Raw genomic sequence first — 24,832 nt, forward strand, 5'->3', positions numbered from 1 at the left:
CGCTGATGGCCACACGCATGGGCGCGCTTGCTTCGCTCGCGTCAGGCGCGCCAGGGAGCGGGATTCAGTGCGCGTTTGGCCGCCTCGAGGAACACCCGCTGCCGGACCGACACCCCCTGGCGCGTCGGCAGCAAGGCCATGACCGGTGCAGGCGCCAGGCTCCACGTGGGCAAGACCCGGACGAGTTTACCTTCCGCGATCAAATGGGACACATCCCACTCGGAGCGCTCGGCGATGCCGAGCCCGTCGATCGCCCAGTCCCTGATGACGGTACCGTCGTTGGTGGAAAGCGCGCCGGAGATTCGTACGGTGACCGGTTTTTGTGCGTGCTTTGCACCGCCGTCGCGCGGCGTAAACCGCCAGCGTGGCAGGTCTTCGTCGTTTTCCCGCAGGCACAGGCATTCGAACTGGGCAAGCTCGGAGGGATGCTTGACCTGCCGGAGGCGGTGCGCGAACGCGGGACTGGCGCATAGCAAACGGTCGTTGGGCGCGAGGAAGTGCCCGATCCATGACGACGCCCTGAGATTGCCAATGCTGACGACAACATCGGCTCCCGCGGCGGCGGTGAGCGGGCTCTCGGATAAATGCAATGAGATGGCGAGCCTGGGATGGGACTGGCGCAGATCGCCGACGATCGACGACACATACGCGCGACCGAAGCCCAGTGGCGCGACGACCCGCAGATTGCCGCTCACATGGTCTGTTTTGCCCGATACGCTCGCCGGGATGGCCTCTATCCGTTCGAGCAGTTCCTTCGCCTCGTCGAGGAAGCGGCGGCCTTCATCGGTGAGCGAAAAGCCGCGCGCTTCCCGGATGGCCAGGCGGACGCCCAGGCGTTCCTCCAGTCTTTGCAGCCGGATCGTCACCGCGGGCGGGGTGAGATTCAGGCGCCGGGCGGCTGCCGCGAGCGAGGGCGACACCCCCAGGGCGCGGAACAGGCGCATATCATCCAGCTCGACCATTACTCTTCCTTTAACGATGGGTTAGTCTGCCAACCGACAAGCCGAAGCGTACATGGAAGCGACATCCCTCTCTGGATCGGCCAGGACTTGCAGCACGGAAAAATTCAAACGCCCTTAAGAACGGCGCCGCGCTGCCGATAGTGCGTATGGAGTACTTGCCGATTGAAGGTTGCGACGGCTTCGATCACAGGTGTAAGCTGACAAGCTGAAAAAAACGTCGAAAAACCCGCCCAAAAAAAAGCCGGAAACTCGGTATCCTATTCGCACCCGTGAGAGGGGCAGGGCAGGGAAATGCGTAGTCAGCGACACTTTTGACAATATTAAAGGCTGTATCCTAGTCACCTTCGCACGATGGAGACGCTGTGATTCGACGTAGCCTCGGGGGTCTGCTACTGACGTTAAGCTGTCTGGGCAGCGCTATGGCGGCCGGTCCCACCTGTTCGCGTTCATTTACGCTGGCGTTGCACGATCACGGTCTGCTGTATTCGGTCGACACCGATTCGGGCATCGACAAAGACTTCGCCGACGAGTTGATCCGCCGCAGCGGTTGCCAGATCCGGGTTAGCCTCATGTCGCGCGCGCGGATCTGGAAGCTGATCGAATCCGGCGCACTCGACTTCAGCCTCTCCGGCATCGCTAACGACGAGCGCAATCAGTACGCCGATTTTGCGTGGTACTTCAGCAATAAATATTATCTGCTGGTACGCAAGGATGCGGGCATTCAGCGCTTGGCCGATTTCGAGCACAACGACCAGTTCCAGCTCGGCGTGATCCGCAGCTTCCGCTATAGCGAGTCGGCCAACCGGCTGGTCGACGACCTGGCGGCCGAAAACCGCGTCACCCAGGCGAGCGGTCTGGATCCGCTGTATCAGGCGCTGCTGCTCCGGCACATCCAGGGGATGATCATCGAGCCCTTCGATTACCCCGCCATCGACGAAAAGCAAATCCGCGACGTGACCGCGATCGTGGAGTTCAACGACCCCGCCGTTCCGCACGGCCTCATCATGTCGAAGAAGGCGCTGTCGCCCGCGGAGCGCGACAAGTGGCGCGCCCTGGTCAACGAAATGCGTGCCGACGGTACCGTACGGCGGATCTTCGAGAAGTATTTCAAACCCGACCTCGCCGAGTCGATGGTCAATTTCCCGACGCCACCGTGAGCTGGGCGCGCCTGGTTCTCCTTCCGCTGCTGGTCCTGTCCGCTTCACTGAGTGTTACGTGGATACTGTGGGACCATGAGCGGCAAGCGGCCCGCCATGAACTGCTCACCCAGTTCGACTACTCGCTGGGCGACGCGGTCAGCAGGATCGAGCAGCGGATGGGCACCTATGAGCTCCTGCTACGCGGCGTGCAGAGCATGTTCGCCGCCACCGGCGAGGTGGACCGCGAGCACTTTCGCGACTACGTCGGCACGCTCGATCTCGACGCCGCCTTCTCGGGCATTCAGACCATTGGCCTCGTCGAGTGGGTGCCGGCCGCGCAAAAGGACGAGCATGTCGCCGCCATGCGGCGCCAAGGGCTGTCCGGCTATGCGATTCAGCCTGAGGGTTCGCGCGAAGACTACGCGCCGGTCATCCAGCGCGAGCCGCGCATTGGTCTGAATCGCGCGGCGCCCGGCTTCGATGCCTGGACCGACCCGGTGCGGCGAAGCGCCATGGAGCAGGCGCGTGACTCCGGCATGGCCGCCATTTCCGGGAAGGTCCGCCTGGCGGTGGATCCCGACGCCAGCGCTCACCCCGGTTTCATCATGTACCTGCCGATCTACGCACGAGGGCAACCGCAGGACAGCGTCGCCCAGCGCCGCGCGCACCTGGTCGGTTGGGTCTACGCCTCGTTTCGCATGCACGATGTGATCGCCAGTCTGTATGGCGAGCAGCCGCCTGGTCTGTCCATCGCGATCTACGATGGCGTCGAACCGTCGCCCGCCGCGCTGCTGCACCGGACACCTGAAGCGGCCGGGCGGCATGTGCCCGTGGATATTTCGGCCAACGAATATCTGGTCGTCGACGGTCATGACTGGACCCTGTCGATGAGTGCCCAGGACGACTTCAAGGCGCGCTTCGGTCGTAACGCGGCGTGGTTGATCGCCAGCATCGGCACGGGCCTTAGCCTGCTGCTGGCGTTCCTCACCTGGCTCATCATGACCGGCCGCGGTCGCGCGATGCGGCTCGCCTCGGCGATGACCAAAGAATTGCGCGAGAACGAGGAGAAATTTCGCGCGATTGCCGACTGCACGGTTAACTGGGAGGTCTGGTGGGGGCAAGACGGCAAGCCGCGCTGGATCAACCCATCGGTGGAGGAGTACATCGGCTATACGGTCGAGGAGTGCATGGCCATGCCCGATTTCGCGGGCGCGCTGATCCATCCGGAAGATCTGCCGCGCGTGGCGCCGGAGTTTCGGAAAGGGCAGCAGGGTTTTCGCGGCGACGACCTCGAATTTCGTTGCATTCGCAAGGATGGATCGCTGATCTGGCTGTCCGTTTCGTGGGTGCCGATCAGCGATGCCAAGGGCGATTTCATCGGCTTTCGCACGAGCGGGCGCGACATCACCGAGCGCAAGCAGGTCGAGGCCGAGCTGCGGATTGCCGCCGTCGCATTCGACTCGCAGGAACCGATGATGATCACCGACGCCAGCGCCAAGATCCTGCGCGTCAACTCGGCGTTCACCGAATGCACGGGCTACGCGCCCGAGGAGATCGTGGGTCTGACGCCGCGCGTGCTTCAGTCCGGCCGCCACGACGCCGCCTTCTTCCGTGAGATGTGGGAAACGATCCAGCGCGACGGCGGCTGGCAGGGCGAGATCTGGGACCGCCGCAAGAATGGCGACGTCTACCCCAAGTGGCTCGCGATCTCCGCGGTGATGGGCGAGGATGGGGTCGTCAGTCATTTTGTGGGCACGCATCACGACATCACCGAGCGCAAGATCGCCGAGGAGAGAATCAAGGAACTGGCCTTCTTCGATGCGCTGACTCACCTGCCCAACCGCACTTTGCTGCTGGACCGCCTGAAGCAGGCGATCACGGCCAGTGCCCGCAGCGAAACGTGCGGCGCCTTGCTGTTCATCGACCTGGATCACTTCAAAACCTTGAACGATACCTTGGGCCACGACAAAGGCGACCTGCTGCTGCAGCAAGTGGCGCAACGTCTGGCTGCCAGCGTGCTCGAGAGCGATACCGTGGCTCGCGTGGGCGGCGACGAGTTCGTGGTGGTGCTGGGGAGCCTGCACGAAAACTGGGAAGAGGCGGCCAGCCAGACCGAAGCGCTCGGCGAGAAAATTCTCGCGGTGCTGGGGAGTCCATATCAACTTGGCGAGATTGAATACCGCAGTACGGCGAGCGTCGGTGCGTCTGTGTTCAGGGGACATCAGGCGTCGATTGACGAACTCCTCAAGCAGGCCGATCTCGCGATGTACAAGTCCAAGGAGAAAGGCCGCAACGCCGTGTGTTTCTTCGACCCCGACATGCAGACCGTGGTGGTGGAACGCGCTGCGCTGGAGGCGGGCCTGCGCGATGCCATCGAGGAAAACCAGTTCCTGCTTCACTACCAGGCGCAGGTCGACGGCACCTGCATTACGGGCGCCGAAGCCCTGGTGCGCTGGCAGCATCCCACGCGCGGGATCGTGCCGCCTGCCGATTTCATCCCGCTAGCCGAAGAAACCGGACTGATCCTTGCACTGGGAAGCTGGGTCATGGAGGCGGCCTGCGCGCAACTGGCGCAATGGGCCACGCGGTCCGAGACGGCGCACCTCACGATCGCGGTCAATGTTAGCGTCCAGCAGTTCCGCGAACCGGATTTCGTGGACAAGGTGTTGAGCATCATTGCTCGAACCCGCGCGAGACCCGACCGGTTGAAGCTGGAGTTGACCGAAAGCGTGCTGGTGGACAACGCGGAGGACATCATCCGCAAGATGGGGGCGCTTAAGGCGCGTGGCGTGGTGTTCTCGCTGGACGACTTCGGAATTGGATATTCTTCGCTATCCTATCTGAAGCGTCTGCCGCTGGATCAGTTGAAAATCGACCGGTCGTTCGTGCGCGATGTCCTGGTCGATCCGAATGACGCGGTGATTGCCAGAGCTATTGTGGCGCTTGCGCAGAGCCTGGGGCTGGGCGTGATTGCCGAGGGCGTGGAGACCGAGGCTCAGCGGGATTTCCTCGCGGCTGCGGGATGTCACGCGTATCAGGGCTACTATTTCTGCCGTCCGCTTCCTGTCGAGGGGTTTGAAGCGTTTTTGAGCCGGCTCGAGACGGGGCAGTGCGTGGCCGAGTAGGGGGAAGGGGAAACGCGGGTCTTCGCGACCAGCGTTTCCATGGCGTTAAAACGTTACCGTGCCGGCGTGTGGCCGAAACTTGTCGACAGCGCGTCGATCTGGCGCTGCGTGAAACGCGTCAGCGCACGCCAGGTGATGCGCGTGAGCCAGATGCAGAGCAGCAGGCCGAGCAAGCCGATCGGCAACGCGATAACGGCGTAGCGTAGCGCGATGGATTCGAGCGTTTTGCCGCCGAGCCCGGAGATGTGGATATGATCCTGGCTGTCGTCGACCGCGATCCCGCCGTCGCCGATCGATACCTGGCTGCCGTCGCTGTTGTCGTTCACGCTCAGGTGGTGCGTATCGCCGTTTGCGTCCTGGTCGAAGCTCGCATGACTGCCGTCCGTGTCGACGATGTTCCAGCTCAGCGCCTGCTTATCCTCGCCGCTGCGCGCCAGCGAGAGCCGGCCGTCCACCGTGTCGCGGAAATCGAGTGCGTTCACCGCGTCGCGGTCGATGCTGAAGCTACCGTCGGCGTTTTGCGTCAGCAATTTGCGCGCGGCGTCATCGGGTATCTCCGTCTCGAGTTGGCCTTGCGCGTCGCGCTTAAGTTCGATCGGCCCGGCCGTGGTGACGAGATCGACCCGGGCACCGTTGTTCAGACGCAAGACGAAGCGCTTGTCGAGTACCTGCAGTCCGGCGAAGTCGGTGTGTAAATCGCCGACCTGATCGGTGGATTTGGTTTGCGTCTCTTTGCCGAGATTCAGGTTGAAATCGGTACCGAAGAAATGATGACTACCGAGCACGAGCATCGCGACCAACCCCGCCACGGCCAGCGCGCCGGAGACGACATATCCCACCGTCAGCATCAGCAGATACAGCAGGAACGGTCCAAGCAACAGCAGTTGCAGCAACCCGAGCCGGGCGACCGACGCGATCACGCGCATCAGGTTGCCGACCGAGCGCTGCGCTTCCCACTGCCGGTAGTTGGCCTGAGCCGTGAGTTCGCGCGCGAGCTTGGCGGGGTCGCCGAGCGCGGCGATCACTTCTTCCTCGTGACGGCCGGCAGCCAGCGCATCGCCGATATATTCGCGGTAATCCGCAACGATCTCGTCGATCGCGGCCTTGGGCAGACTGCTGAGTTCCCGCCGCAACGCTTCAATGAATCCGTCCTGCTTCATCGGTTTTCCCCTGTGTCCTGTTGTTTGCCTTGTTGTGCCAGCACGCCGTTGACTTCGTCAACGAAACTACGCCATTCGTCTTCCATTTCCAGCAGACTGCGACGACCGGTGCCCGTGAGCGAGTAGTACTTGCGCGGCGGCCCTGAGGTCGACTCCACAAGGTAGGTCGACACCCACGCTTCGGCCTGCAGCCGCCGCATCAGTGGGTAAATGGTGCCTTCGCTGATTTCCATGGTTTCGGCCAGCGTCGACACCAGCTCGTAGGCATAGCTGTCCCCGCGGGCCAGCACAGCCAGGACGCACATGTCGAGTGTGCCTTTCTTGAGTTGGGTTTTCATCGCATTTCAGAACATATTCGACACGTTGCCAGGTACTGTGTTATGCATGGTATCTAGCCGCAATAAGGCCCTACCGAATGTCATGGCGGCACTTTAGCAGCCTGTACCGTTTTATGCAAGGTACTGTTTAATGCACGCATGCTGCTTCCATCATGGAAACGGGCCGCTTGTAGCGGCCCGTTGTATACGTGAGTCAGTGCGCCCGGCGGCGCATGCGAGTGAGGGCGCCTATTCCCATCCCTGATACCCGGCCGGTTGCGCCGAATTGCCGTAACCGGCGGGGTACGGCCGCCGCAGTTCAGGCGGCGTGTACATCTGGTTCTGGTTATAGGCCGGGTAGGCAGGCGGGCGGTTCACGATGACGACCTGCTGTGCCGCCGCTTGAGCGGGCGGCCGAGGTACGTAGGCGGACTGCGCGTAAGCCGCCTGGTACTGAGGGGGCGGATACTGCGCAGGCGCGTACTGGTTAGCCTGAACGGCTCGAGGCGGTGGGGGCGGCGGTGCGTATTCCCGTCCGGCGTATCCTCCTGACGCCTGGGACTCTGTTGACGCCTGGTTGTAGGCCGGCACCGCCCGCTGAGCGTTCTGCGAATCGCGGCTCTGCGTCACCTGCGTGTCGTCGTCATGGTCCGATTTTTCGTCCGGCAATGCCGTCACGGCTTGCGTCGGAATCAGTATGGGCGGCTCGGACTCGGTGCCCGGCAGCTTCAACGGCGTAGCCCGCGTCGAGGCCTGCTTCAGAGCTGCGGGTTGCACTTCAGCCCGCTTAGGTGGCGTGACATGCACTGACACCTGCTTCAATGACGCGACCGGCGCAGCGATCCGTCGCGGCGGCACAGACTCGATCTGCGCGTAAACATGCTTTTGCGGCGCGGGCGCGGGCGCGATTTGCGCGGGAATGCGCTTCAGCGGCACAGGCGCGGCCTGTGCAACGACCTGCCTGGGTGGCATGGCTCGCGCAGCAGCCACCCGCTTCGGCGACGCGAGCGGCGCGGGCAACGGCTTCGCCGGTGCGACCGGCGCGGCTACCTGCCTCAGCGGCGCGGCCTGCGCTACGACCCGCCTTGGCGGCGCGATCCGCTCGGCAACCGGCTTCGGCGACGCGGGCACGGCCGGCGCGGCAAGCTGCTTCTGCGGATGCTTTACCTCGTCACCCAAGGTTGCATAGGATTTCGAATCTTCCCTGGCGCGCGCGTTATAGCCGATGAAATACGCGTAGCGCAGGTCTTTCAGGTGCGTCTGATTGTCGGTGTTGGCGGAGACGCGTTCTTCGCCGGGATCGAGAGAGGCGTCGATATTCGAGTCTTCGTAGGCCGAGGTTGCCGCATCAGCGGCAAGGGCGGACTCGGGATGCAGCGCACCCACAGAAGACACCAGCGCGGCGGCTACCGCGACGAGCACTTTTTTTTCCATACTTTCACCTCGGGATTCCGTGCGACGGTCCGCGTGGGATTCTCCAATCGCCGGACGGGACTTTCAATCGCGCATCCGGGATATCGACTCTTTTTAGCACGTCCTGAAGGGCCCAGGATAACGTTTCCGGGTATAACCCAGGCGAAAGACTATATGTCGAACAACCATAGCAGTCCCGACGTTGTCGGTCCGGAAATTTTTGCCTCCTCCGGCGGTGATGGCGCGCGCCGCTGGTTGCTACAAGGACGCCAAGAGCGCAATGGATGAGCGCCCGCAACGTCCGCTATCCGGCGTCAGTGAGCGGTTAGGAATGGCACGATCAGCCTGGCAATTTCATGCGGCGCGTCTTCGATGCTGTAGTGGCCGACTTGCGCGAACCGTGAGACCGGCGTTCGGGCAACGTCTGATGCGCACGGCGCTGCGGTCGCCATGTTGGTGCGGGTCGAACCGCATCAACCTGTTGACCTTCCACTCATTCGACACTTCCTGCAAACCTCTCGGCCAACCGCTCCCGCTCGAACGCTTCGACAACGAAGTCCACAAATACGCGTGTCTTCGCCGGCAGCAACGCGCGCGTCGCGTAGTAGATCGAGATCGCCCCGGCGTCTGTGTACCAGTGCGGTAGCAATCGGACCAGTTCCCCGCGTTCGATCGACGACAGCACGTCCGACACGGACAGCAACGCGACGCCCAGTCCGAGAATGGCCGCTTCACGCATCGCTCCCGGGTCGTTGACCATAATGGTTTCGTTGAGCCGCGCGGGCATCTCCTCGCCCGTTGCGTCGCGCATCGTCCGCTGGCTTATGCGGCCGGCGCGATGCCGTCGAGTTGCGCAAGCGCTCCAGGATCGGCCGGTGGCGCGCGGCCGGCCATGTAGGCCGGGGACGCCACGGCCACGAGATGCGCCGGCGTCAACGCGCGCGACACGACGCCCGGGGCGAGATCGAATCCACCACCCAGCGCCGCATCGTATCCCTCTGCGATCAGGTCCACCTGCCGGTTCTCGAAGTGCCAATCCGGACGAACCATCGGATAGCGCGCGAGGAACGCCGGCAGCAGCTGCATGACGTACGTGATGCCGAAGGTTGGCGGCATGCTGACTTTCAGCACGCCGGCCGGCTCGCAGCGATCGGTTGAGACGGACGCGATCGCGGCCTGCAGCGCGTCCAGATTGCCGCCAATTTCCACCAGAAAACGCGCCCCCGCCTCGGTCAGCGTGAGCTTGCGCGTCGAGCGCTGGAACAGCCGCACGCCGAGATTGCGTTCCAGCAGCGCAACGTTCCGGCTGACCGCTGCGGGCGTCAGCGCAAGACGCCGCGCGGCCGCGGAGAAGCTGCCCGTTTCGGCGCTACGCACGAACGACTCGAGGTTGGCCAAGGTTTCCATGCTGGGATATTAAAGCAATACTTGAAAATAATTCAAGCAATTACCCGCTAATCATCGAGCAATTAAGGCGGCAAGATTCGCTCATCCCGCCTTGGGGCGTGAACGTCACCAGCCTTTATCACCAGAGTCATCACCCTTCACCAGGAGCATCGTCATGAGCACCATCGGAATCATCGGAGCAGGCGCCATTGGGTCCGCATTCGCGAAAGCGCTGGCCCGCAAAGGCCTCGAAGCCATCATCTCGAACAGCCGGGGCCCGGATTCGCTCGCGGACCTCGCGCGCGAACTCGGCCCCTCGATCACCCCGGGAACGCGCGACCAGGCGGCCGCGCAGGACATCGTCCTCGTCGCAGTGAACTGGTCGCGGCTGCCGTCCGCCCTGGACGGCCTGCCGGACTTCGGCGGACGCATCGTGATCGACGCCAACAACCCGATCGAAGCGCCGCGCTTCGAACCCGCCGAGCTTCATGGCCGGACCTCGAGCGAAGTATTCGCGGACCTCGTGCCGGGCGCACGCGTCGTGAAGGCGTTCAATCATCTACCCGCGCATCTCATCTCCGACGATCCCCAGGCCGACGGCGGGCATCGCGTGTTGTTCTTCGCGGGCGACGACGCGCCTGCGAAATCGGCGGTGAGCGAACTGATCGGGCGGCTCGGCTTCTTCGGCATCGACCTGGGTTCGCTCGTCGGCGGGGGGCAGTTGGTCCAGATCCCAGGCGGCCCGTTGCCGGTGCTCAATCTCGTCAAGTTGGGATAGCTAACGACCGTCTGGAAAGCATGACCGTATTCGTCGAGATTGTGACTGCAGGTAGCCTGGTGGCTGCGGCTGAGCGATTGAATTTATCGCCAAGCATGGTGGGCAAGCATCTCAATGCGCTTGAAGAGCGTCTCGGTGTGATACTGCAACCCTTCGGTCTTGTGAAGACGGACATGATGACGGGGCGGTTGAATCGATTGCTCGCCGGATATGCAACGCGTGGTAGAGATTTTTATTTGCTCTACGCACGCGATCCTGACGCACCCGCGAAACTGCGCGTATTCGTCGAATTTGCGCTTGACCACTTCGCCGCAGCGAACCTGGGTCAAGCGGCCTAAGCGCTTTCTTCCGCCACGCCGAAGACCTCTGCGGCAACGCCCAACGCATTGTTCACGGCCGCGCCCCCGGCGTAAAACATCGTCTGCAGGATGGTTTCGAGAATCTGCTCACGCGATGCCCCCGCGACAAGCGCGGCCTCAATGTGGGCACGCAACTGCGGAAGCGCATAGCCGAGCGTGACGCAAGACCCGATGACGACCAGTTCGCGCGTCGCGAGGTCGAGCCCTGGGCGGTCGAGTACGCCGGCGAACGCCCATTGCATGGTCATCGTCAAAAAGTCGGGACACAGTTGCTCGCGCGACTGGGCCAACTGCTTGCCGCTGTGTTCGCCATGCAAGCGTTCGAACAGCGCAAGGCCTCGTGCGTAGGATTCGTCTCGGGGTAGAAGGGGGTGCGGCATCGCTATCCTCATCAATGATTGCCGAAAGATCGGCGGCAACCAAAGTGTGCACGCTTGAGGCTTGACGAAGAATGCCTGTCCGGTAGGTTCAGATCACACCGTGAGTGTGCAATCGCCGGTTCGATGAACGTTGCGCAGTGAAATCTTGGGGCCGCGCTCGTGTGCGTCGCGTGGCCCCTCAAGCTCGCAGCCATCGCACGTTACGCGAGGGCATCTCCGTGACGCAGCTTGAACAGCCCCACGATGCGCGACAGCCCATGCGCCTGCTCGTTCAGCGTCGCGGAGGCCGCCGTCGATTGCTCCACGAGGGCGGCGTTTTGCTGCGTCGCCTGATCCATCTCGGCGACGCTGCGGTCGATCTGGCTGATGCCCGCGCTCTGCTCGCTCATCGCACCGTCGATTTCACCGATGACGCGATTCACCCGATCGATCCCGGCGACGATTTCCTGCATCGCCGCGCCGGCTGCCTGGACGCGCTGCGCGCCGGTGCCGACGCTGGCTTCCGAGGCTTGGATCAGATCCTTGATCTCGCGCGCTGCGGTCGCGCAGCGCTGCGCCAGCGTGCGCACTTCACCGGCCACCACGGCGAATCCACGGCCGTTCTCGCCGGCACGCGCCGCTTCGACGGCCGCGTTCAGCGCCAGGATGTTGGTCTGGAACGCGATGCTGTCGATCACGCCGATGATTTCGGTAATGCGCGCCGAGGACCGGGCGATCTCGTCCATCGTGCCGACCGCGCTCGTCACGACTTCGCCGCCGCGCGCCGCCGCCTGGCTCGCCGTGGTCGCGAGCCGCGTGGCTTCCATCGCGGCTTCGGCCGATTGCTTTACGCTGGCGGTCAACTGCGTGAGCGCGGCCGAGGTGTTCTGCAGATTGCTGGCGGAGGTTTCCGTGCGCTGCGACAGATCGCGGTTGCCCATTTCGATTTCGCTGGTCGCGGTCGTCATGTTTTCGACGCCCGCGCGGACTTCCAGCAGCACGGTGCCGATCTTGTCGACAAAGGCGTTGAAGGAGGCCGAAATCTGCGCCACCTCGTCGCCGCCGACCACCGGCAGGCGATGCGTGAGATCGCCGCTACCCGAGCCGATCGTGTCCATTGCATCGCGCACCCGCGAGAGGCTGCGGAACGAATGCGACGTGAAGAACGCGGCGATGCCCACCGCGGCCAGCGTCAGCAGGACCATCGCCGCCCCGAGCGCGCGCAGGACGTTGGCGAGACCCGCCGTTGCCTCCGCCTTGTCGAGTGCGATCACCATGTACCAGTCGGTGCCCAGCACGGGCTGCGCCTTGAGCAGCTTCGCCACCCCGCCCAGATTGACCTCCATCGGTGCGCCGGCTTGCGCGAGCGAGGCCAGCGCGTCCGGCGTGAGGGCGGTGGAGATGTCGGTTGCCGGCTTGAGGATCAGCTTGGCATCCGGATGCGCGATCACCTGGCCGTCGCGCGTCACGACGAAGGCGAGGCTCGAGGGCGTCGGATGCACGGTGGCGACCACGTCGCGCACGCCGTCGAGCGGCACGGCGCCGCTCAGCGCGCCGGTAGCCGCGCCGTTGCGGATCATCGGCGCCGAAAACGAAACGTAGGGCACACCCGTCGCCACGTCGCCATACGGCTTCGTGACCAGCAGCGTGCCGGCCGCGATGGCCGCCTTGTACCAGGGCCGCGCGGTCGGGTCGTAGTCCTTGGGCGTGGTGCTGCTGGTCGAGAAATAGGTCTTGTCGGTCCAGCCGACGGTGGTGACCGGAAAGCCGTCCGCGTTGCTCATATGCTTGACGAGGCCCTGCGGATCGCCGTGCTCGACCTCGTCGGCGGTCACCTTGACGGCCAGCGCCTTGGCCGCCACCCACTTGTCGATAGCGAGCGTATTGGCGCTGGCGATCGCGCTCAGGTTCTGGGCGATGGTCTCCATCGTGTTGGCGCGCACGGTGGTATAAGCAGCCGCTCCCGAGAGCGCGAGCGCGCCGATGACGGTCGCAGAGGAAATGATCAGGATGCGGGTTCGAAGTGAGGAAATCATGGTTTCCGTGAAGAATGGAACGGAGTGGCACGAATTGGAATACTCACGGTGACCCTTCGGTATGACCCCGAGCCGAGTCACGGTTCTAGCAGCACCTTTACGGTCTACGGCGGAAAACGCGAGAACTTGAGGGGTGTGGGGGAAGGGGGGGCGGTCCGGGCAACCGGCATAGGCTTTCGCTGCACCGGCGCAGTGGCGGTGCAGCGGAGTGGCTAAGTGTTCACGGGCCGCCGTTAGCGCGGCAACTCCTGGGTCGCTGCGGCGAGTTCGGTGTGACCCGGTATGGCCGCATCCGCGAGTGTGGTTTGCGCTTGCCGGCTCGGCACCAGCAACACCGGCAGGCTGGCGCTGCGTACCACGCGCTCGGCCACGCTGCCCAGAAACAGCCGCTTGAAGCCGCGTCGCCCGTGTGTGCCGAGCACCAGCAGATCCGCATTGAACTCGTTGGCCGAGATGCGGATCCGCTCCGAAATATCTTCGCCTACCGGCGCTACGTCGACCAGCCGCGGTACGCCTGCCACGTTCTCGTGCTTCATCCGCGCGAGCGCATCCGCCAGCAGCCGCTGGCCTTCCTCAACGAAGGCGTCGCGCAGGATGGTCGGGTCGTAGCCGGACGCGTCGTATGCCATCAACGGGTTGTCGACCACGTAAAGGGGCTGCAACTGCGCGTCGTTATCGTGTGCGAGTTGCAGCGCGGTGTCGAAGGCATGTTCAGACGTCTCGCTGCCGTCGATCGCTACCAGAATGCGTTTATACATATCGGCCTTGAAATATTCATGGGGACGGTGCGCCCTGTCCCGCGAAGAGATGGGATGGGATCACAGCGCCGTAGCTTGCACCTTGCCGTCGACAATGTCCTTGCCGAACTGCATCGCAAGGTTGATCGCATCGTCGAAACTGGCGGGGCTCACCGCGTCGAAGACCGTTGCGTAGCGCCGTGCGTCGGTTTCGCTCGAGGGGATCGTGTCGATGCGCACCACTGAAGCAAAACGCCGCGCACCCGGGGCATAGGGATCGTCGAACGGCGGGAATTGCTGGTGAGCGTAGGCACGCAACTCGTGTCCGTGGTAGGTCATGGTGGGGATGATCATGATGATGGGCTCCTTGTTGAGCGGTGGGTTCCGCTGAGCTCAGCCCGGATATCGACGGCGTGACAGCCGATCGGAAAACAGCGCAGTGAATGACACCACCATGCGCTCAATGGCGGTGTAATGCAATCAACAGATTGTCTGAAATGTCGCAGTGCGGTACGCCACCGTACCGACTTCGTCCGGCCCTTCGTGCACCGTGGTCACAGAAGTTCTCCCGTCTGTTCAACGTCGCCATTTCACTCGCTCCGGTGTTCGCTCGCGAAACCGCCGCACTCGCCGCACCTGCCGCATTCACCGCACTTGCCGCTTGAATCGCCACCGCGCCAGGCACGGTACTCGTCGCCGCACCCATTTCACTCCAGGAGTCTCGCACCATGACCTTTCTCAAGTCCCCGCCATCGACGCCCGATGCCGTTGCCGACGAATACGCCGCGACCATATCGGGTTCTTCGCTGCCGAAGTACCGGATTCCGGAGGCCTCGTCGGATCGCCGTGCCGTATTCGATCTGGTGCGCGACGAACTGCTGATGGACGGCAACTCGCGGCAGAACGTTGCGACGTTCTGCACCACCTATGCCGACGACGAAGTGCGCAGCCTGATGGATCTGTCGATCGACAAGAACATGATCGACAAGGACGAGTATCCGCAAACCGCGGAGATCGAAATGCGTTGCGTGCACATGCTCGCGGATCTATGGCATGCCCCGAAGTCATGGAAGACCACTGGATGCTCGACGACAGGCTCGAGCGAGGCCTGCATGCTCGGCGGTCTTGCCCTCAAGTGGCAGTGGAAAAAGCGCAGGGAGGCGCAAGGCAAGCCGACCGATAAGCCGAACTTCGTCTGCGGTCCGGTGCAGGTGTGCTGGGCGAAGTTCGCGCGCTACTTCGATGTCGAGATGCGTCAGGTGCCGCTCAGCGGCGACGCCACCGGATTGCGACCGGAAGATCTGGCGCAGTATTGCGACGAGAACACGATCGGCGTCGTGGCGACACTCGGCATCACGTTCACCTGCGTCTACGAACCGGTGAAGGCGCTGGCGGGTGCGCTGGACGCCTTGCAGGCCGATGTTGGACTCGATATTCCGATTCACGTCGATGCGGCCAGCGGCGGCTTCGTCGCACCGTTTATCCAGCCGGAGCTCGAATGGGACTTCAGCGTGCCGCGCGTCAAATCGATCAATGCGTCGGGCCACAAATACGGGCTCGCACCGCTTGGCGTGGGTTGGGTAGTGTGGCGCAGCACGCAGGACTTGCCGGACGAACTGATTTTCCGCGTCGATTATCTGGGCGGCGACATGCCGACCTTTGCGCTGAATTTCTCGCGACCGGCCGGGCAGATCATTGCGCAGTACTACATGCTGCTGCGTTTGGGCCGTGAAGGCTATCGACACATCCAGCAGGAGTGCGCAGATACCGCGCAGGCGCTGGCCGACGGTCTGGCAAAGATCGATGCGCTGGAGATGATCTACGACGGGCGTGGCGCGTTGCCCGCTGTCTGCTACAAGCTGAGGCATCCGCAGGCAGCGGGCTTCACGTTATTCGACCTGTCCGACCGGGTGCGGATGCGCGGTTGGCAGATTGCCTCGTACGAACTGCCGGCGGGCCGCGAGGACACCATCGTGCAGCGCGTGTTGATCCGGCGCGGTGTGACGCGCGACATGGCGGCGATGCTGCTCGAGGACATCAGGCATGCCATCGCACATCTGACGAAGAATCCGGTGCCGCATTCGACCGCCGGCCCGACCTTCCACCACGATTGATGACGCCTCTCTACAGGAGCGCACGAAATGAATGACCGTGTTACTACCGCGGCGGGTTTGCCGCCCGCCAACACCGCGAATGTCGCAACGCGCGGCAAGTATCTGAGCGTCACCTCAATCGGTCTGATGACCGCCGCCGCCGTCGTCACAAGCCTGCGCGGCCTTCCATTGCTCGCGAAGGAAGAGATGACGATGTTCGTCTATCTCGCGTTTACCGTCGTTTTCTATCTGATCCCCGCATCGCTGATTTCAGCTGAACTGGGCGGGGCTTTTGCCGACCGGCGCGGCGGTATCTACACGTGGGTCGCGGAAGCGTTCGGCACACGCTGGGGTTTTCTCGCGATCTGGTTGCAGTGGATTCAGAACGTCGTCTGGTTTCCGGTTGCCTTGACCTTCGGCGCGGCGGCGCTCGCCTACACGATCGGCCGTCCGGAACTGGCGAAGAACGGTGTCTATGTGGGGATCTTCTGCATCGTCGCGTACTGGCTTGCGACGTGGGTCGTGCTGCAAGGCGTCGAAGTCTTCGCGAAGATCGCCAACTGGACCTTCGTGATCGGCACTATCGTGCCGGGCATGGTGCTGCTCGTGCTGCTTGGCTACTGGATCAGCAGCGGCCATCCGCTCGGCTGGCAACACCTGAACGATGCCGCGCTGTCCCAGGATGGCCATGCCCGCTTCTGGCCGGCGATTCATGGTTTCGGCACGATCTCGTTTCTGGCCGGGATCGTGCTGCTGTTTGCCGGTGTCGAAGTGCAAGCGGTTCATGTGATCGACATGCGCAGCCCGAGCCGGGGGTTTCCGGCGGCCATCGGACTGGGCGCGCTGATTTCGGTGCTGATCTTCGCACTCGGCGCACTGCCGATCGCTGCGATCTTGCCCTACGAAAAGATTTCGCTGCAATCCGGCGTATTCGACGCGTTCGGTGCGGTGCTGGTGGATATCTGGCATATGGGCTGGGCGGTGTCGGCGCTGTCGCTCCTGGTTGGCGTCGGGGCAATCAGTGGCGTGCTGGCCTGGCTCGGCAGTCCGTCGCGCGGCCTGCTCGAAACCGCGCATGAGGGTGAGTTGCCGCCGCTGCTTCAGGCGAAGAATCGCAAGGGTATGCCCACGCATATCCTGCTGGTGCAAGGTTTGATCGTGACCGTCATTTCGTGCTTCTACTTTGTGATCCAGGATGTATCGGTGGCGTTCTTTCTGATCTCCGCCATGACGATCGCGCTTTACCTGATCGCCTACATGTTCATGTATGCGGCGGCGATCCGCTTGCGCTACTCCGCAGCGGCTTTGCCGCGCCCCTTCACGGTGCCGGGCGGTCTGGCCGGCATGTGGCTGACTGCCGGAATCGGCTTTGTCGGCGTGCTGTTCAGCTTCGTCGTGTCGTTCTTCCCGCCGGACCAGTTGCCGGTCGGCTCACCTTTGCTTTACACGGGACTGGTTGTCTTCGGCATTGTGGTGTTCGCAGGCATTCCGCTGATCATCCACCACGTCCGCCGCGGCGACTGGGCGACGGCGCAGGATGCGCCGGTTGTGCGGCCCGCAGCGATACCGGTGAAGTAGGCACATGGGTGGCGTCGGTGAACGGCCATTCGCCATTCGCCATCCGTCATGAGAACGGCCGTTTTACGTGAACCAGCTGACAGCCATCGCCACGACCGTTGCCGCCATCACACCGGTGGCAACCCAGCCGAGGACGCGCAGTGTCGGCGGCAGCGTGAAACCGGTCATGATGCGGGTGCGCATCGAGAGATGCATCATGACGATCATCACCGGGACCGCGACGACACCGTTGAGAACCGCGCTCCAATACAACGCCTTGACCGGATCGATCGACGTGAAGTTCAGGCCCACGCCGATCAGCGTTGCCGCGGCGATCACGGCGTAGAACGGCTTCGCCTGCGACGGCAGACGTGCGAGGCCCACCCGCCATGCGAATAGTTCGCCCAGCGCGTACGCCCCCGATCCGGCTAGCACGGGCACGGTCAACAAGCCGGTGCCTATGATGCCGGCCGCGAACACAAGGAACGTGAACGGGCCCGCGATGTCGCGCAGCGCTTCCGCGGCCTGAGCCGAAGTCTGAATATCGGTCAGCCCGTGCGCGTGCAGCGTGGTTGCGGTCGTCACGACGATGAAGAACGCGATCACATTCGAGAGCGCCATGCCGAGGTAAGTATCGATGCGGATCCGCGTGAACTCCGCGGGCGCTTCCCACGGTGCGTGGGTCAACGGATGCGCACCTGGCCGTTCCATTTCGTCCTCGACTTCCTGCTCGGCCTGCCAGAAGAACAGGTAAGGGCTGATTGTCGTGCCCATGACCGCGACGATGGCGACGAGGTAATCCGCCTTGATGGACAGCGCCGGTAACAGCACGGCCCAGCCGACCTGAGCCCACGGCACTTGCACGACGAATGCGCAGATCACGTAGCTGAACAGCGACAGGCACAGCCATTTCAGAACCGACACATAGCGTGCATAGCGGATGAACACCTCCAGGACCACTGAGAGCAACCCGAAACCGCACACATAGAGTAGGGCGGGACCTGAGATCAGCAGCTTGAGCGCCGCACCCATGGCGCCCAGGTCCGCCCCCAGATTGATGATGTTCGCGAGCAGCAGTAACCCGACTATGCTGGTCGACAACCAGCGCGGATAGTGCTCACGCAGATTGCCCGCAATACCACTGCCGGTGACGCGCCCAATGCGTGCGCTGATCTCCTGGATCGCGGCCATCAACGGATAGCTGAACAGGAGTGTCCAGGCGAGGCCATAGCCAAATTGCGCGCCGACCTGCGAATACGTGGCGATCCCGCTGGGATCGTCGTCCGATGCGCCGGTGATGAGGCCGGGGCCCATCACTTGCAGCAGTTTTGGCCGGGGCGGTTGCTTGACCGGATCGTCGGTAAGCGTATTCATGAAGGGCACGCTCCTGGCGGCAGGCTACACGGGCGTCTGCTATGTCAGATTGCTGAGCTCGGCACGTGCAAACGTCTCGACTGTTTCCCATGCAACCTCTTCGCGTTCGAATAGCGTATCGAGCTTGATGAGTTCGTTGCTCTTTGCCGCGCCTTTCGGAACAATGCACACGCTTGCCACCCAACCGTCGGCAATGTGATTCTCGACGGTCATATGAGCGTCATGCGTACTGCTCGAGATGATTCTGTCTGCCATGGCGCCACCTGTCTTATCGGACGAAAACCACACTTGCTTTTGGGGCGAACGCGCGTGCGGCCGCATAGTCTTCTTTGCACGCTACGCGCACGCGCGCAAGAATGCGGTACGACAACGTACAGTTGCCGGCCTTTATTCAAGGGCATTCAAGGGCGCCATCCGCGTGGATACCTGCGAATTTCCCCGTATCGGATGTCGATCCTGCGACTCGTCGAACGTCATAGTGTTGAAACACAACCGGTCAGGCGCCTCGGATGTGCCGTTCTAGAGGGGTTCCGGCCGCCATCGCCATCCGCTTCAGGAGGAACACAGTGGACCAACCCGACAACCCGATCCTGCAGGTCCTGGACGACTACAAGGCGGCGGTACTCGCAATAGACCTCGACGCTTTCATCGCGCTGTACGACGAGGACGTGCGGGTCTTCGACATGTGGGGGGCGTGGTCGTACAACGGCATTGCGTCATGGCGGGACATGGTGGCCCGCTGGTTCGGCTCGTTGGGCACCGAGCGCGTGGTCGTGGATTTCAGCAATCCGCAAACGATTGTCGCGCAGGACCTTGCCGTCGTTCACGCCTTCGTGACATACCAGGCGGTGACAGCGGACGGCGTGGCGCTGCGCTCGCTGGATAACCGGCTGACCATGACGCTCAGGCAGCGCGGGGGCGGGTGGAAGGTCGTCCACGAACACACCTCGTCGCCGCTCGACGTTGAGACAGCGAAGGTCATCTTCAACCGCTGATATCAGAGCTTGCCGGGCCGTGGATCGACCACGAAGCCATCGCGATTGGGCATTTTCACGCGCGGCAGCGACACCGCATCGAGGCGCGTATCCGGCGGCACGATACCGTTCTGATTCAGCAGGAAAGCGCACACGGCGTACACCTCGTCCGCCGAGAGCGACTCGGGCGCGTTATACGGCATGGCGCGGTGGATGTAGTCGAACAACGTCGTCGCGTACGGCCAGTAACTGCCGATTGTGCGCTTCGGTTTCGCCGTAGCGAGCGTGCCTTGTCCACCGACCAGCGCATCGCCGATCAGGCCTTGTCCTTGCGCGCCATGGCAAGCGGCACACTGGGCCGCGAAGATATGCGCGCCGGTGAGCACGTCGCCGCTACCTGCGGGCAGGCCGCGGCCGTCCGGCGCTACGTCGATATTCCACGCGGCGACGTCCTGCTCGGACAAGGGCGTACCGATGCCGTACGCCGCCTGTGCATTCGGCGCAAGCAAGGCTGTGACGACAGCAACAGCGGCAACGGCAACGCCCGCGACACCCGCCGCACCTCTGCGCCCGAATAAACTAGGCATTGCGCACCTCGCCGCTCGCTTCGACGCGCCATTGCTGAATGGCGTTGTAGTGATACTGCGAATTCAGCCCACGTGCGGCGACCAGCGCCTCGCGTGTCGGCTGCACATAACCGGTCGAATCCGTGGCGCGCGACAGGATCGCCGCGGGCGCGCCTTGCCAGTGCCAGTCCGCCTGAAAACGCGTCAACGCGCGATCGCGCACCGGTCCATCCAGACGCGCCAGTTGCCAGCTTGCCCCGCCGTCGCTCGATACCTCGACCTTGCGAATCGAGCCCCGGCCGGACCACGCGAAGCCGCTGATCGGGTAATAGCCCTGGGTGGTCAGACGATGGCCGGGCGAAGGTTGCGTGATCACCGACTTGGCGTCCATCTCGAATGCAAACTGTCTGGCCGTGCCGTTCGCCAGCAGGCTGGTGTATTTTGAGGTCTCCTCACGAGTCTGCAAGGGCGCGTCGACGAACTTCAGGCGGCGCAGCCATTTAACGTGAGTGTTGCCTTCGAAGCCCGGCACGATCAGGCGCAGCGGATAGCCGTTCTCCGGGCGCAGACGTTCGCCGTTTTGCGCGTAGACCACCAGCGCCCGCTCGAGGATGCGCTCGAGCGGCAGGCTGCGCGTCATGGCCGCGGCATCGGCGCCTTCCGCTAGCATCCATCCGCCGGTTCGTCCGTCGGAGGAGGCCGACAAGCCGCCGACCTCTTCGAGCAGCGTGGACAGCCGCACGCCGGTCCATTCGCAACACGACAGCAAGCCGTGCGTCAACTGAACCGGTTGCCCGCTCGGCCCATTCCATTCGCCACCAGTATTCCCGGAGCATTCGATGAAGTGAATGCGCGATTCGGAGGGCAGACGCAGCAGGTCGTCCATGGTGAACAGCTTCGGCTGCCGGACCAGACCGTTAAGCACCAGACGGTGCTGATCGGGATCGATGTCCGGCACCCCGCCGTGATGACGTTCGTAGACGAGCCCGTTCGGCGTGATCGTGCCGAACAGATCGGCAAGCGGCGTCATCGACGAGGCGGTACCCGGCAGTGGCCACGCGCGGGCGCTGCGCCGAATCACATCGGCCTCATGCGGCGACGGCAACCCATAAGGATGCTCGAGTATCGGCGCGCCTGGCGTGCGGCTCCACGGCGCGATCTCGAGCGGCTTGAGCAGAGCGTTGGCAGCGCCGGCACGCTGGGACGCCACCAGACTGCCCGCGGCGAAGCCGCCCAGCAAGCGGCGGCGAGCGCGTGAGGTGGGCCGGTCTTGCGAGGTGTTGCGAGCGTTCGTCATCAGTGTCTGTGCATGTCACGAGCCAACTGACCATGGTAGCAACGGGCATTGCGCCGCCAAAACGATCAATCGTGATATGGATTGCAGCAGATGTGCGGAGCGTGCCGCGTGAGCGACGCAGACGCGGGATTGAAGCGGAGGTGAAGCAGGAGGGGAGGACGGCGGTGATGGACGTGGCGCTCGGCCACCGACCGGATGAAGAACCGCCTTCATCCGGTCGCGAGGGACTGCGGCTTGCTTACTTGCTATCGTCCTTCAACTGCGGCAGCGCCAGCGCTTCGCCTGGCGCGAGCAAACCGACTTCCGAATAGATCAGCAGTTTGGCGCGCGTATCGGTGATGTCCAGATTGCGCATCGTCAACTGGCCGATCCGGTCGCGCGGCGAGAAGGTCGACTCGACCTTTTCCATTGAAAGCCGCTCCGGCTGGTACGTGAGGTTCGGCGACTTCGTGCTCAGGATCGAGTAGTCGTTGCCGCGGCGCAGTTCGATGGTGACTTCGCCGGTGATGGCGCGCGCCACCCAGCGCTGTGCCGTTTCACGCAGCATGATGGCCTGCGGATCGAACCAGCGGCCCTGATACAGCAGGCGGCCGAGGCGCTTGCCGTTTTCGCGGTACTGCTCGATGGTGTCTTCGTTGTGGATGCCCGTCACGAGGCGCTCGTACGCGATGTACAGCAGCGCGAGTCCAGGCGCTTCGTAGATCCCGCGGCTCTTCGCTTCGATGATGCGGTTCTCGATCTGGTCGCTCATGCCGAGACCATGACGGCCGCCAATGCGGTTCGCTTCCAGCAGCAGTTCCACGGCATCCGTGAACTGGACGCCATTCAACGCGACCGGCTGGCCTTCCTCGAAGCGGATCGTGACTTCTTCCTTCGCGATCTGCACGTCGTCGCGCCAGAATGCGACGCCCATGATGGGGTTCACGATCTTGATGCCGCTTTCGAGGCTCTCGAGATCTTTCGCTTCGTGCGTGGCGCCGAGCAGGTTCGAGTCGGTGGAATACGCTTTCTCCGCCGACATCTTGTACTCGAAGCCCGACTGGCGCATGAACTCCGACATTTCCGCGCGGCCGCCCAGCTCGTCGATGAACGCCTGGTCGAGCCACGGCTTGTAGATCTTCAGATCCGGATTGACGAGCAGGCCGTAGCGATAGAAACGCTCGATGTCATTGCCCTTGTACGTGCTGCCGTCGCCCCAGATGTTGACGCCGTCTTCCTTCATGGCGGCGACCAGCATCGTGCCGGTGACGGCGCGGCCGATCGGCGTCGTATTGAAGTAGGTGACGCCGGCGGTGGAGATGTGGAACGCGCCCGCTTGCAGGGCGGCGATGCCCTCGGCGACCAGTTGAGCCCGGCAGTCTATGAGTCGCGCGCCTTCTGCGCCGTACTGGATCGCACGACGCGGAATCGAATCGTAGTCGTCTTCGTCGGGCTGGCCGAGGTTAGCCGTGTAGGCGTACGGGACGGCGCCTTTGATCCGCATCCAGTGCAGAGCGGCACTCGTGTCGAGTCCGCCGGAGAAGGCGATGCCAACTTTCTGGCCGGACGGAAGACTTTCAAGGATTGTGCTCATGAGAAAAGCCGTTAAATCGAGGGGTGAAGGGATTTCGCGCAACTAGCAAGTATCGGCTGTGCCTGCCGACAAGGCAAGTCTGGCGCGCACTCCGGGCGCCCGCGCGGCCCGATTGGGGCGTAAAACCGCGCACATATGGGCGTTTCAGGCGCGGTCTGTAATATACCTGAAAGTGTTCGGCGGTCTGCCGCGGCACGGCTTGCGCCGCATCCGGTCCAGCATCGGGTTTATCATTGCAGCGGATAAGTGTATCGAATTTGCTTCGTTGCCCTCGCGCGTGCGGGCCGGTAGATTGGCCGTGTCGCGCCATCATCGGCGTTTTCGCTCCGACCAGACGAAGAGCTTTGAGTGACCATTACTTCCGACTCCGCTGTTTCCACCCCGGCCGCGCATGCCGGCCCGGCTGCCCCGCAACGCGTTGAAATTCGTGCTTTCGACGGCCCGGTGGGCGCCGAAGTGCTGGGTCTCGACCTGAATCAACCGCTCGCCGCCGAGGACTTCGCGCGCATTCACCGCGCTCACCTCGATCACCACGTACTGGTGTTTCGCGACCAGCGCATCACGCCCGATCAACAGATCGCCTTTAGCCGCCGCTTCGGGCCGCTGCAGATCCACGTGCTGCACCAGTTCCAGTTGCCGGGATATCCGGAAGTGCTGGTCGTATCGAACATCGTCGAGAACGGCAAGCCGATCGGTCTGGGCGACGCCGGTCACTTCTGGCATTCGGACCTCTCGTACAAGGAGAAGCCGAGCCTCGGCTCGCTGCTGCATGCGCAGGAGTTGCCGGCCGAAGGCGGCGATACGCTGTTCGCCAACATGCACCTCGCGTGGGACACGTTGCCGGCCCATTTGCGCGAGGCCGTAGAAGGGCGCTTCGCGGAGCACACGTATCTCGCGAAGTACGCCGAACTGCAAAAACGCAGCCCCTGGCGGCCGAATCTGTCCGCCGAGCAGATTGCCCAGGTGAAGCCGGTTGTGCAGCCCATCGTGCGCACGCATCCGGAAACGGGCCGTAAGGCACTTTTCGTCAGCGAGCATTTCACGACCCGCGTGATCGGGCTGCCCGAAGACGAGAGCAAGCAGTTGCTCGAAGAAATTTTCGCGCACAGCGTGCGCCCTGAGCATCTGTACCGGCATGTGTGGGCAGAACACGACATGGTGTTCTGGGACAACCGTTCGCTGATGCACCTCGCCGCCGGCACGCCCGACCACCTGCGCCGCAAGCTGTACCGCACCACCATCGAAGGCGACGTGCCGGTCTGACGGTACGCGCGTCCGCTGCACCCATCCCCGCGTTAACCGAACGCCCATTCCCGGAGCGGCCACGCCGTCTTCCGGGAATTGTTGCAAATTATCCACATAGTTTTCGACGCAATCCGGTCATAAATACCATTTAAGCTAACGATCGTGACGCGTTTGCATGGCTTTTCGTGCTTTTTGCCCGATTTCTGTGCTTATGCGCCCTGATTTGGTGCGCGTCAGGGGTTTGCAATTTGCATATTCCAACGGGTAATTTAGAAAAGTATTGGTGGGTCGATACACTGTGACCCGTCGATTGAGCGGGCGAATAGCGGTTTGGGGAATCTGGTCATTTCATCATCCACGGCGCCCGCCGTCTCAACCGATG

Annotated in this window: 21 protein-coding genes and 1 pseudogene; 8 read left to right on the forward strand and 14 right to left on the reverse strand. The window is 63.1% G+C overall.

What is annotated here, in order from left to right; all coding sequences use genetic code 11:
- Positions 1-41 precede the first annotated feature (41 nt).
- Positions 42-962, reverse strand: coding sequence for a LysR family transcriptional regulator (locus P3T42_RS27870; protein ID WP_429307861.1), 921 nt, complete (start codon positions 960-962; stop codon positions 42-44).
- A 362-nt stretch (positions 963-1,324) separates the two neighbouring features.
- Between P3T42_RS27870 and P3T42_RS27875 the strand changes: the two genes are divergently transcribed.
- Both P3T42_RS27875 and P3T42_RS27880 read left to right on the forward strand, forming a co-directional pair.
- Positions 1,325-2,119 carry a substrate-binding periplasmic protein gene (locus P3T42_RS27875; protein ID WP_074295996.1) on the forward strand — a complete coding sequence of 265 codons (795 nt, stop codon included), beginning with the start codon at positions 1,325-1,327 and terminating at the stop codon, positions 2,117-2,119.
- A complete protein-coding gene (locus P3T42_RS27880) occupies positions 2,116-5,226 on the forward strand; it encodes a bifunctional diguanylate cyclase/phosphodiesterase (RefSeq protein WP_429307862.1) in 3,111 nt (1,036 codons plus the stop codon). Before P3T42_RS27875 ends, P3T42_RS27880 begins: the two co-directional genes overlap by 4 nt.
- Positions 5,227-5,279: 53 nt before the next feature.
- On the opposite strand, the gene P3T42_RS27885 is transcribed toward P3T42_RS27880, so the two are convergent.
- From P3T42_RS27885 to P3T42_RS27900, 4 genes and pseudogenes are all read right to left on the reverse strand, one after another.
- A complete protein-coding gene (locus P3T42_RS27885) occupies positions 5,280-6,386 on the reverse strand; it encodes a DUF1700 domain-containing protein (RefSeq protein ID WP_429307863.1) in 1,107 nt (368 codons plus the stop codon).
- Positions 6,383-6,724 carry a PadR family transcriptional regulator gene (locus tag P3T42_RS27890; protein WP_074295993.1) on the reverse strand — a complete coding sequence of 114 codons (342 nt, stop codon included), beginning with the start codon at positions 6,722-6,724 and terminating at the stop codon, positions 6,383-6,385. Before P3T42_RS27890 ends, P3T42_RS27885 begins: the two co-directional genes overlap by 4 nt.
- Positions 6,725-6,952: 228 nt before the next feature.
- Positions 6,953-8,137, reverse strand: a complete 1,185-nt coding sequence (locus P3T42_RS27895; protein ID WP_429307864.1) for a hypothetical protein — start codon at positions 8,135-8,137, stop codon at positions 6,953-6,955.
- A 472-nt stretch (positions 8,138-8,609) separates the two neighbouring features.
- A pseudogene (locus P3T42_RS27900) lies at positions 8,610-9,523 on the reverse strand (LysR substrate-binding domain-containing protein).
- A 154-nt stretch (positions 9,524-9,677) separates the two neighbouring features.
- Here P3T42_RS27900 and P3T42_RS27905 point away from each other — a divergent pair.
- On the forward strand, positions 9,678-10,280 hold the full coding sequence (locus tag P3T42_RS27905) for an NADPH-dependent F420 reductase (RefSeq protein WP_429307865.1): 603 nt from the start codon (positions 9,678-9,680) through the stop codon (positions 10,278-10,280).
- Between the two features lie 20 nt (positions 10,281-10,300).
- The gene (locus P3T42_RS27910) at positions 10,301-10,618 is read left to right on the forward strand and encodes a LysR family transcriptional regulator (RefSeq protein ID WP_074295989.1); all 318 of its coding nucleotides are present in this window, start codon (positions 10,301-10,303) and stop codon (positions 10,616-10,618) included.
- On the opposite strand, the gene P3T42_RS27915 is transcribed toward P3T42_RS27910, so the two are convergent.
- The 4 genes from P3T42_RS27915 to P3T42_RS27930 all read right to left on the reverse strand — a co-directional run bounded on the left by P3T42_RS27915 (position 10,615) and on the right by P3T42_RS27930 (position 14,125).
- The gene (locus P3T42_RS27915; protein WP_074295988.1) at positions 10,615-11,019 is read right to left on the reverse strand and encodes a carboxymuconolactone decarboxylase family protein; all 405 of its coding nucleotides are present in this window, start codon (positions 11,017-11,019) and stop codon (positions 10,615-10,617) included. The two genes, P3T42_RS27910 and P3T42_RS27915, sit on opposite strands and share 4 nt — an antisense overlap.
- A 200-nt stretch (positions 11,020-11,219) precedes the next feature.
- Positions 11,220-13,034 carry a methyl-accepting chemotaxis protein gene (locus tag P3T42_RS27920; protein ID WP_074295987.1) on the reverse strand — a complete coding sequence of 605 codons (1,815 nt, stop codon included), beginning with the start codon at positions 13,032-13,034 and terminating at the stop codon, positions 11,220-11,222.
- Between the two features lie 233 nt (positions 13,035-13,267).
- On the reverse strand, positions 13,268-13,792 hold the full coding sequence (locus tag P3T42_RS27925; protein WP_074295986.1) for a universal stress protein: 525 nt from the start codon (positions 13,790-13,792) through the stop codon (positions 13,268-13,270).
- A 60-nt stretch (positions 13,793-13,852) separates the two neighbouring features.
- Positions 13,853-14,125 (reverse strand): hypothetical protein, encoded by a 273-nt coding sequence (locus tag P3T42_RS27930; protein WP_429307866.1) that lies wholly within the window; start codon positions 14,123-14,125, stop codon positions 13,853-13,855.
- A gap of 374 nt (positions 14,126-14,499) precedes the next feature.
- Here P3T42_RS27930 and P3T42_RS27935 point away from each other — a divergent pair, with 374 nt between their 5' ends.
- Both P3T42_RS27935 and P3T42_RS27940 read left to right on the forward strand, forming a co-directional pair.
- Positions 14,500-15,885 (forward strand): glutamate decarboxylase, encoded by a 1,386-nt coding sequence (locus P3T42_RS27935; protein WP_429307867.1) that lies wholly within the window; start codon positions 14,500-14,502, stop codon positions 15,883-15,885.
- Positions 15,886-15,912: 27 nt separating this feature from the next.
- The gene (locus P3T42_RS27940) at positions 15,913-17,442 is read left to right on the forward strand and encodes an amino acid permease (protein ID WP_074295983.1); all 1,530 of its coding nucleotides are present in this window, start codon (positions 15,913-15,915) and stop codon (positions 17,440-17,442) included.
- Between the two features lie 63 nt (positions 17,443-17,505).
- Here P3T42_RS27940 and P3T42_RS27945 read toward each other — a convergent pair whose 3' ends face one another.
- Together P3T42_RS27945 and P3T42_RS27950 are read right to left on the reverse strand one after the other, a co-directional pair.
- Entirely contained in the window at positions 17,506-18,795 is a 1,290-nt protein-coding gene (locus P3T42_RS27945) for an NRAMP family divalent metal transporter (RefSeq protein WP_429307868.1), read from the reverse strand.
- A 39-nt stretch (positions 18,796-18,834) separates the two neighbouring features.
- A complete protein-coding gene (locus tag P3T42_RS27950; RefSeq protein WP_429307869.1) occupies positions 18,835-19,050 on the reverse strand; it encodes a hypothetical protein in 216 nt (71 codons plus the stop codon).
- 311 nt (positions 19,051-19,361) lie between these two features.
- Here P3T42_RS27950 and P3T42_RS27955 point away from each other — a divergent pair, with 311 nt between their 5' ends.
- A complete protein-coding gene (locus tag P3T42_RS27955) occupies positions 19,362-19,790 on the forward strand; it encodes a YybH family protein (protein WP_429307870.1) in 429 nt (142 codons plus the stop codon).
- 2 nt (positions 19,791-19,792) lie between these two features.
- Here the strand turns inward: P3T42_RS27955 and P3T42_RS27960 are convergent, their stop codons facing one another.
- The 3 genes from P3T42_RS27960 to argG all read right to left on the reverse strand — a co-directional run bounded on the left by P3T42_RS27960 (position 19,793) and on the right by argG (position 23,205).
- Positions 19,793-20,356, reverse strand: coding sequence for a c-type cytochrome (locus P3T42_RS27960; protein ID WP_429307871.1), 564 nt, complete (start codon positions 20,354-20,356; stop codon positions 19,793-19,795).
- Positions 20,349-21,632, reverse strand: a complete 1,284-nt coding sequence (gene soxC, locus P3T42_RS27965) for a sulfite dehydrogenase (protein WP_429307872.1) — start codon at positions 21,630-21,632, stop codon at positions 20,349-20,351. Before soxC ends, P3T42_RS27960 begins: the two co-directional genes overlap by 8 nt.
- A gap of 238 nt (positions 21,633-21,870) precedes the next feature.
- Positions 21,871-23,205 (reverse strand): argininosuccinate synthase, encoded by a 1,335-nt coding sequence (gene argG / locus P3T42_RS27970; protein ID WP_074295978.1) that lies wholly within the window; start codon positions 23,203-23,205, stop codon positions 21,871-21,873.
- Positions 23,206-23,628: 423 nt separating this feature from the next.
- Here argG and P3T42_RS27975 point away from each other — a divergent pair, with 423 nt between their 5' ends.
- Positions 23,629-24,468, forward strand: a complete 840-nt coding sequence (locus P3T42_RS27975) for a TauD/TfdA dioxygenase family protein (protein ID WP_074297435.1) — start codon at positions 23,629-23,631, stop codon at positions 24,466-24,468.
- Positions 24,469-24,832: the final 364 nt, after the last annotated feature.

It is taken from the genome of Paraburkholderia sp. GAS38 (genome assembly GCF_050434965.1).
GTDB lineage: Bacteria > Pseudomonadota > Gammaproteobacteria > Burkholderiales > Burkholderiaceae > Paraburkholderia > Paraburkholderia phenazinium_A.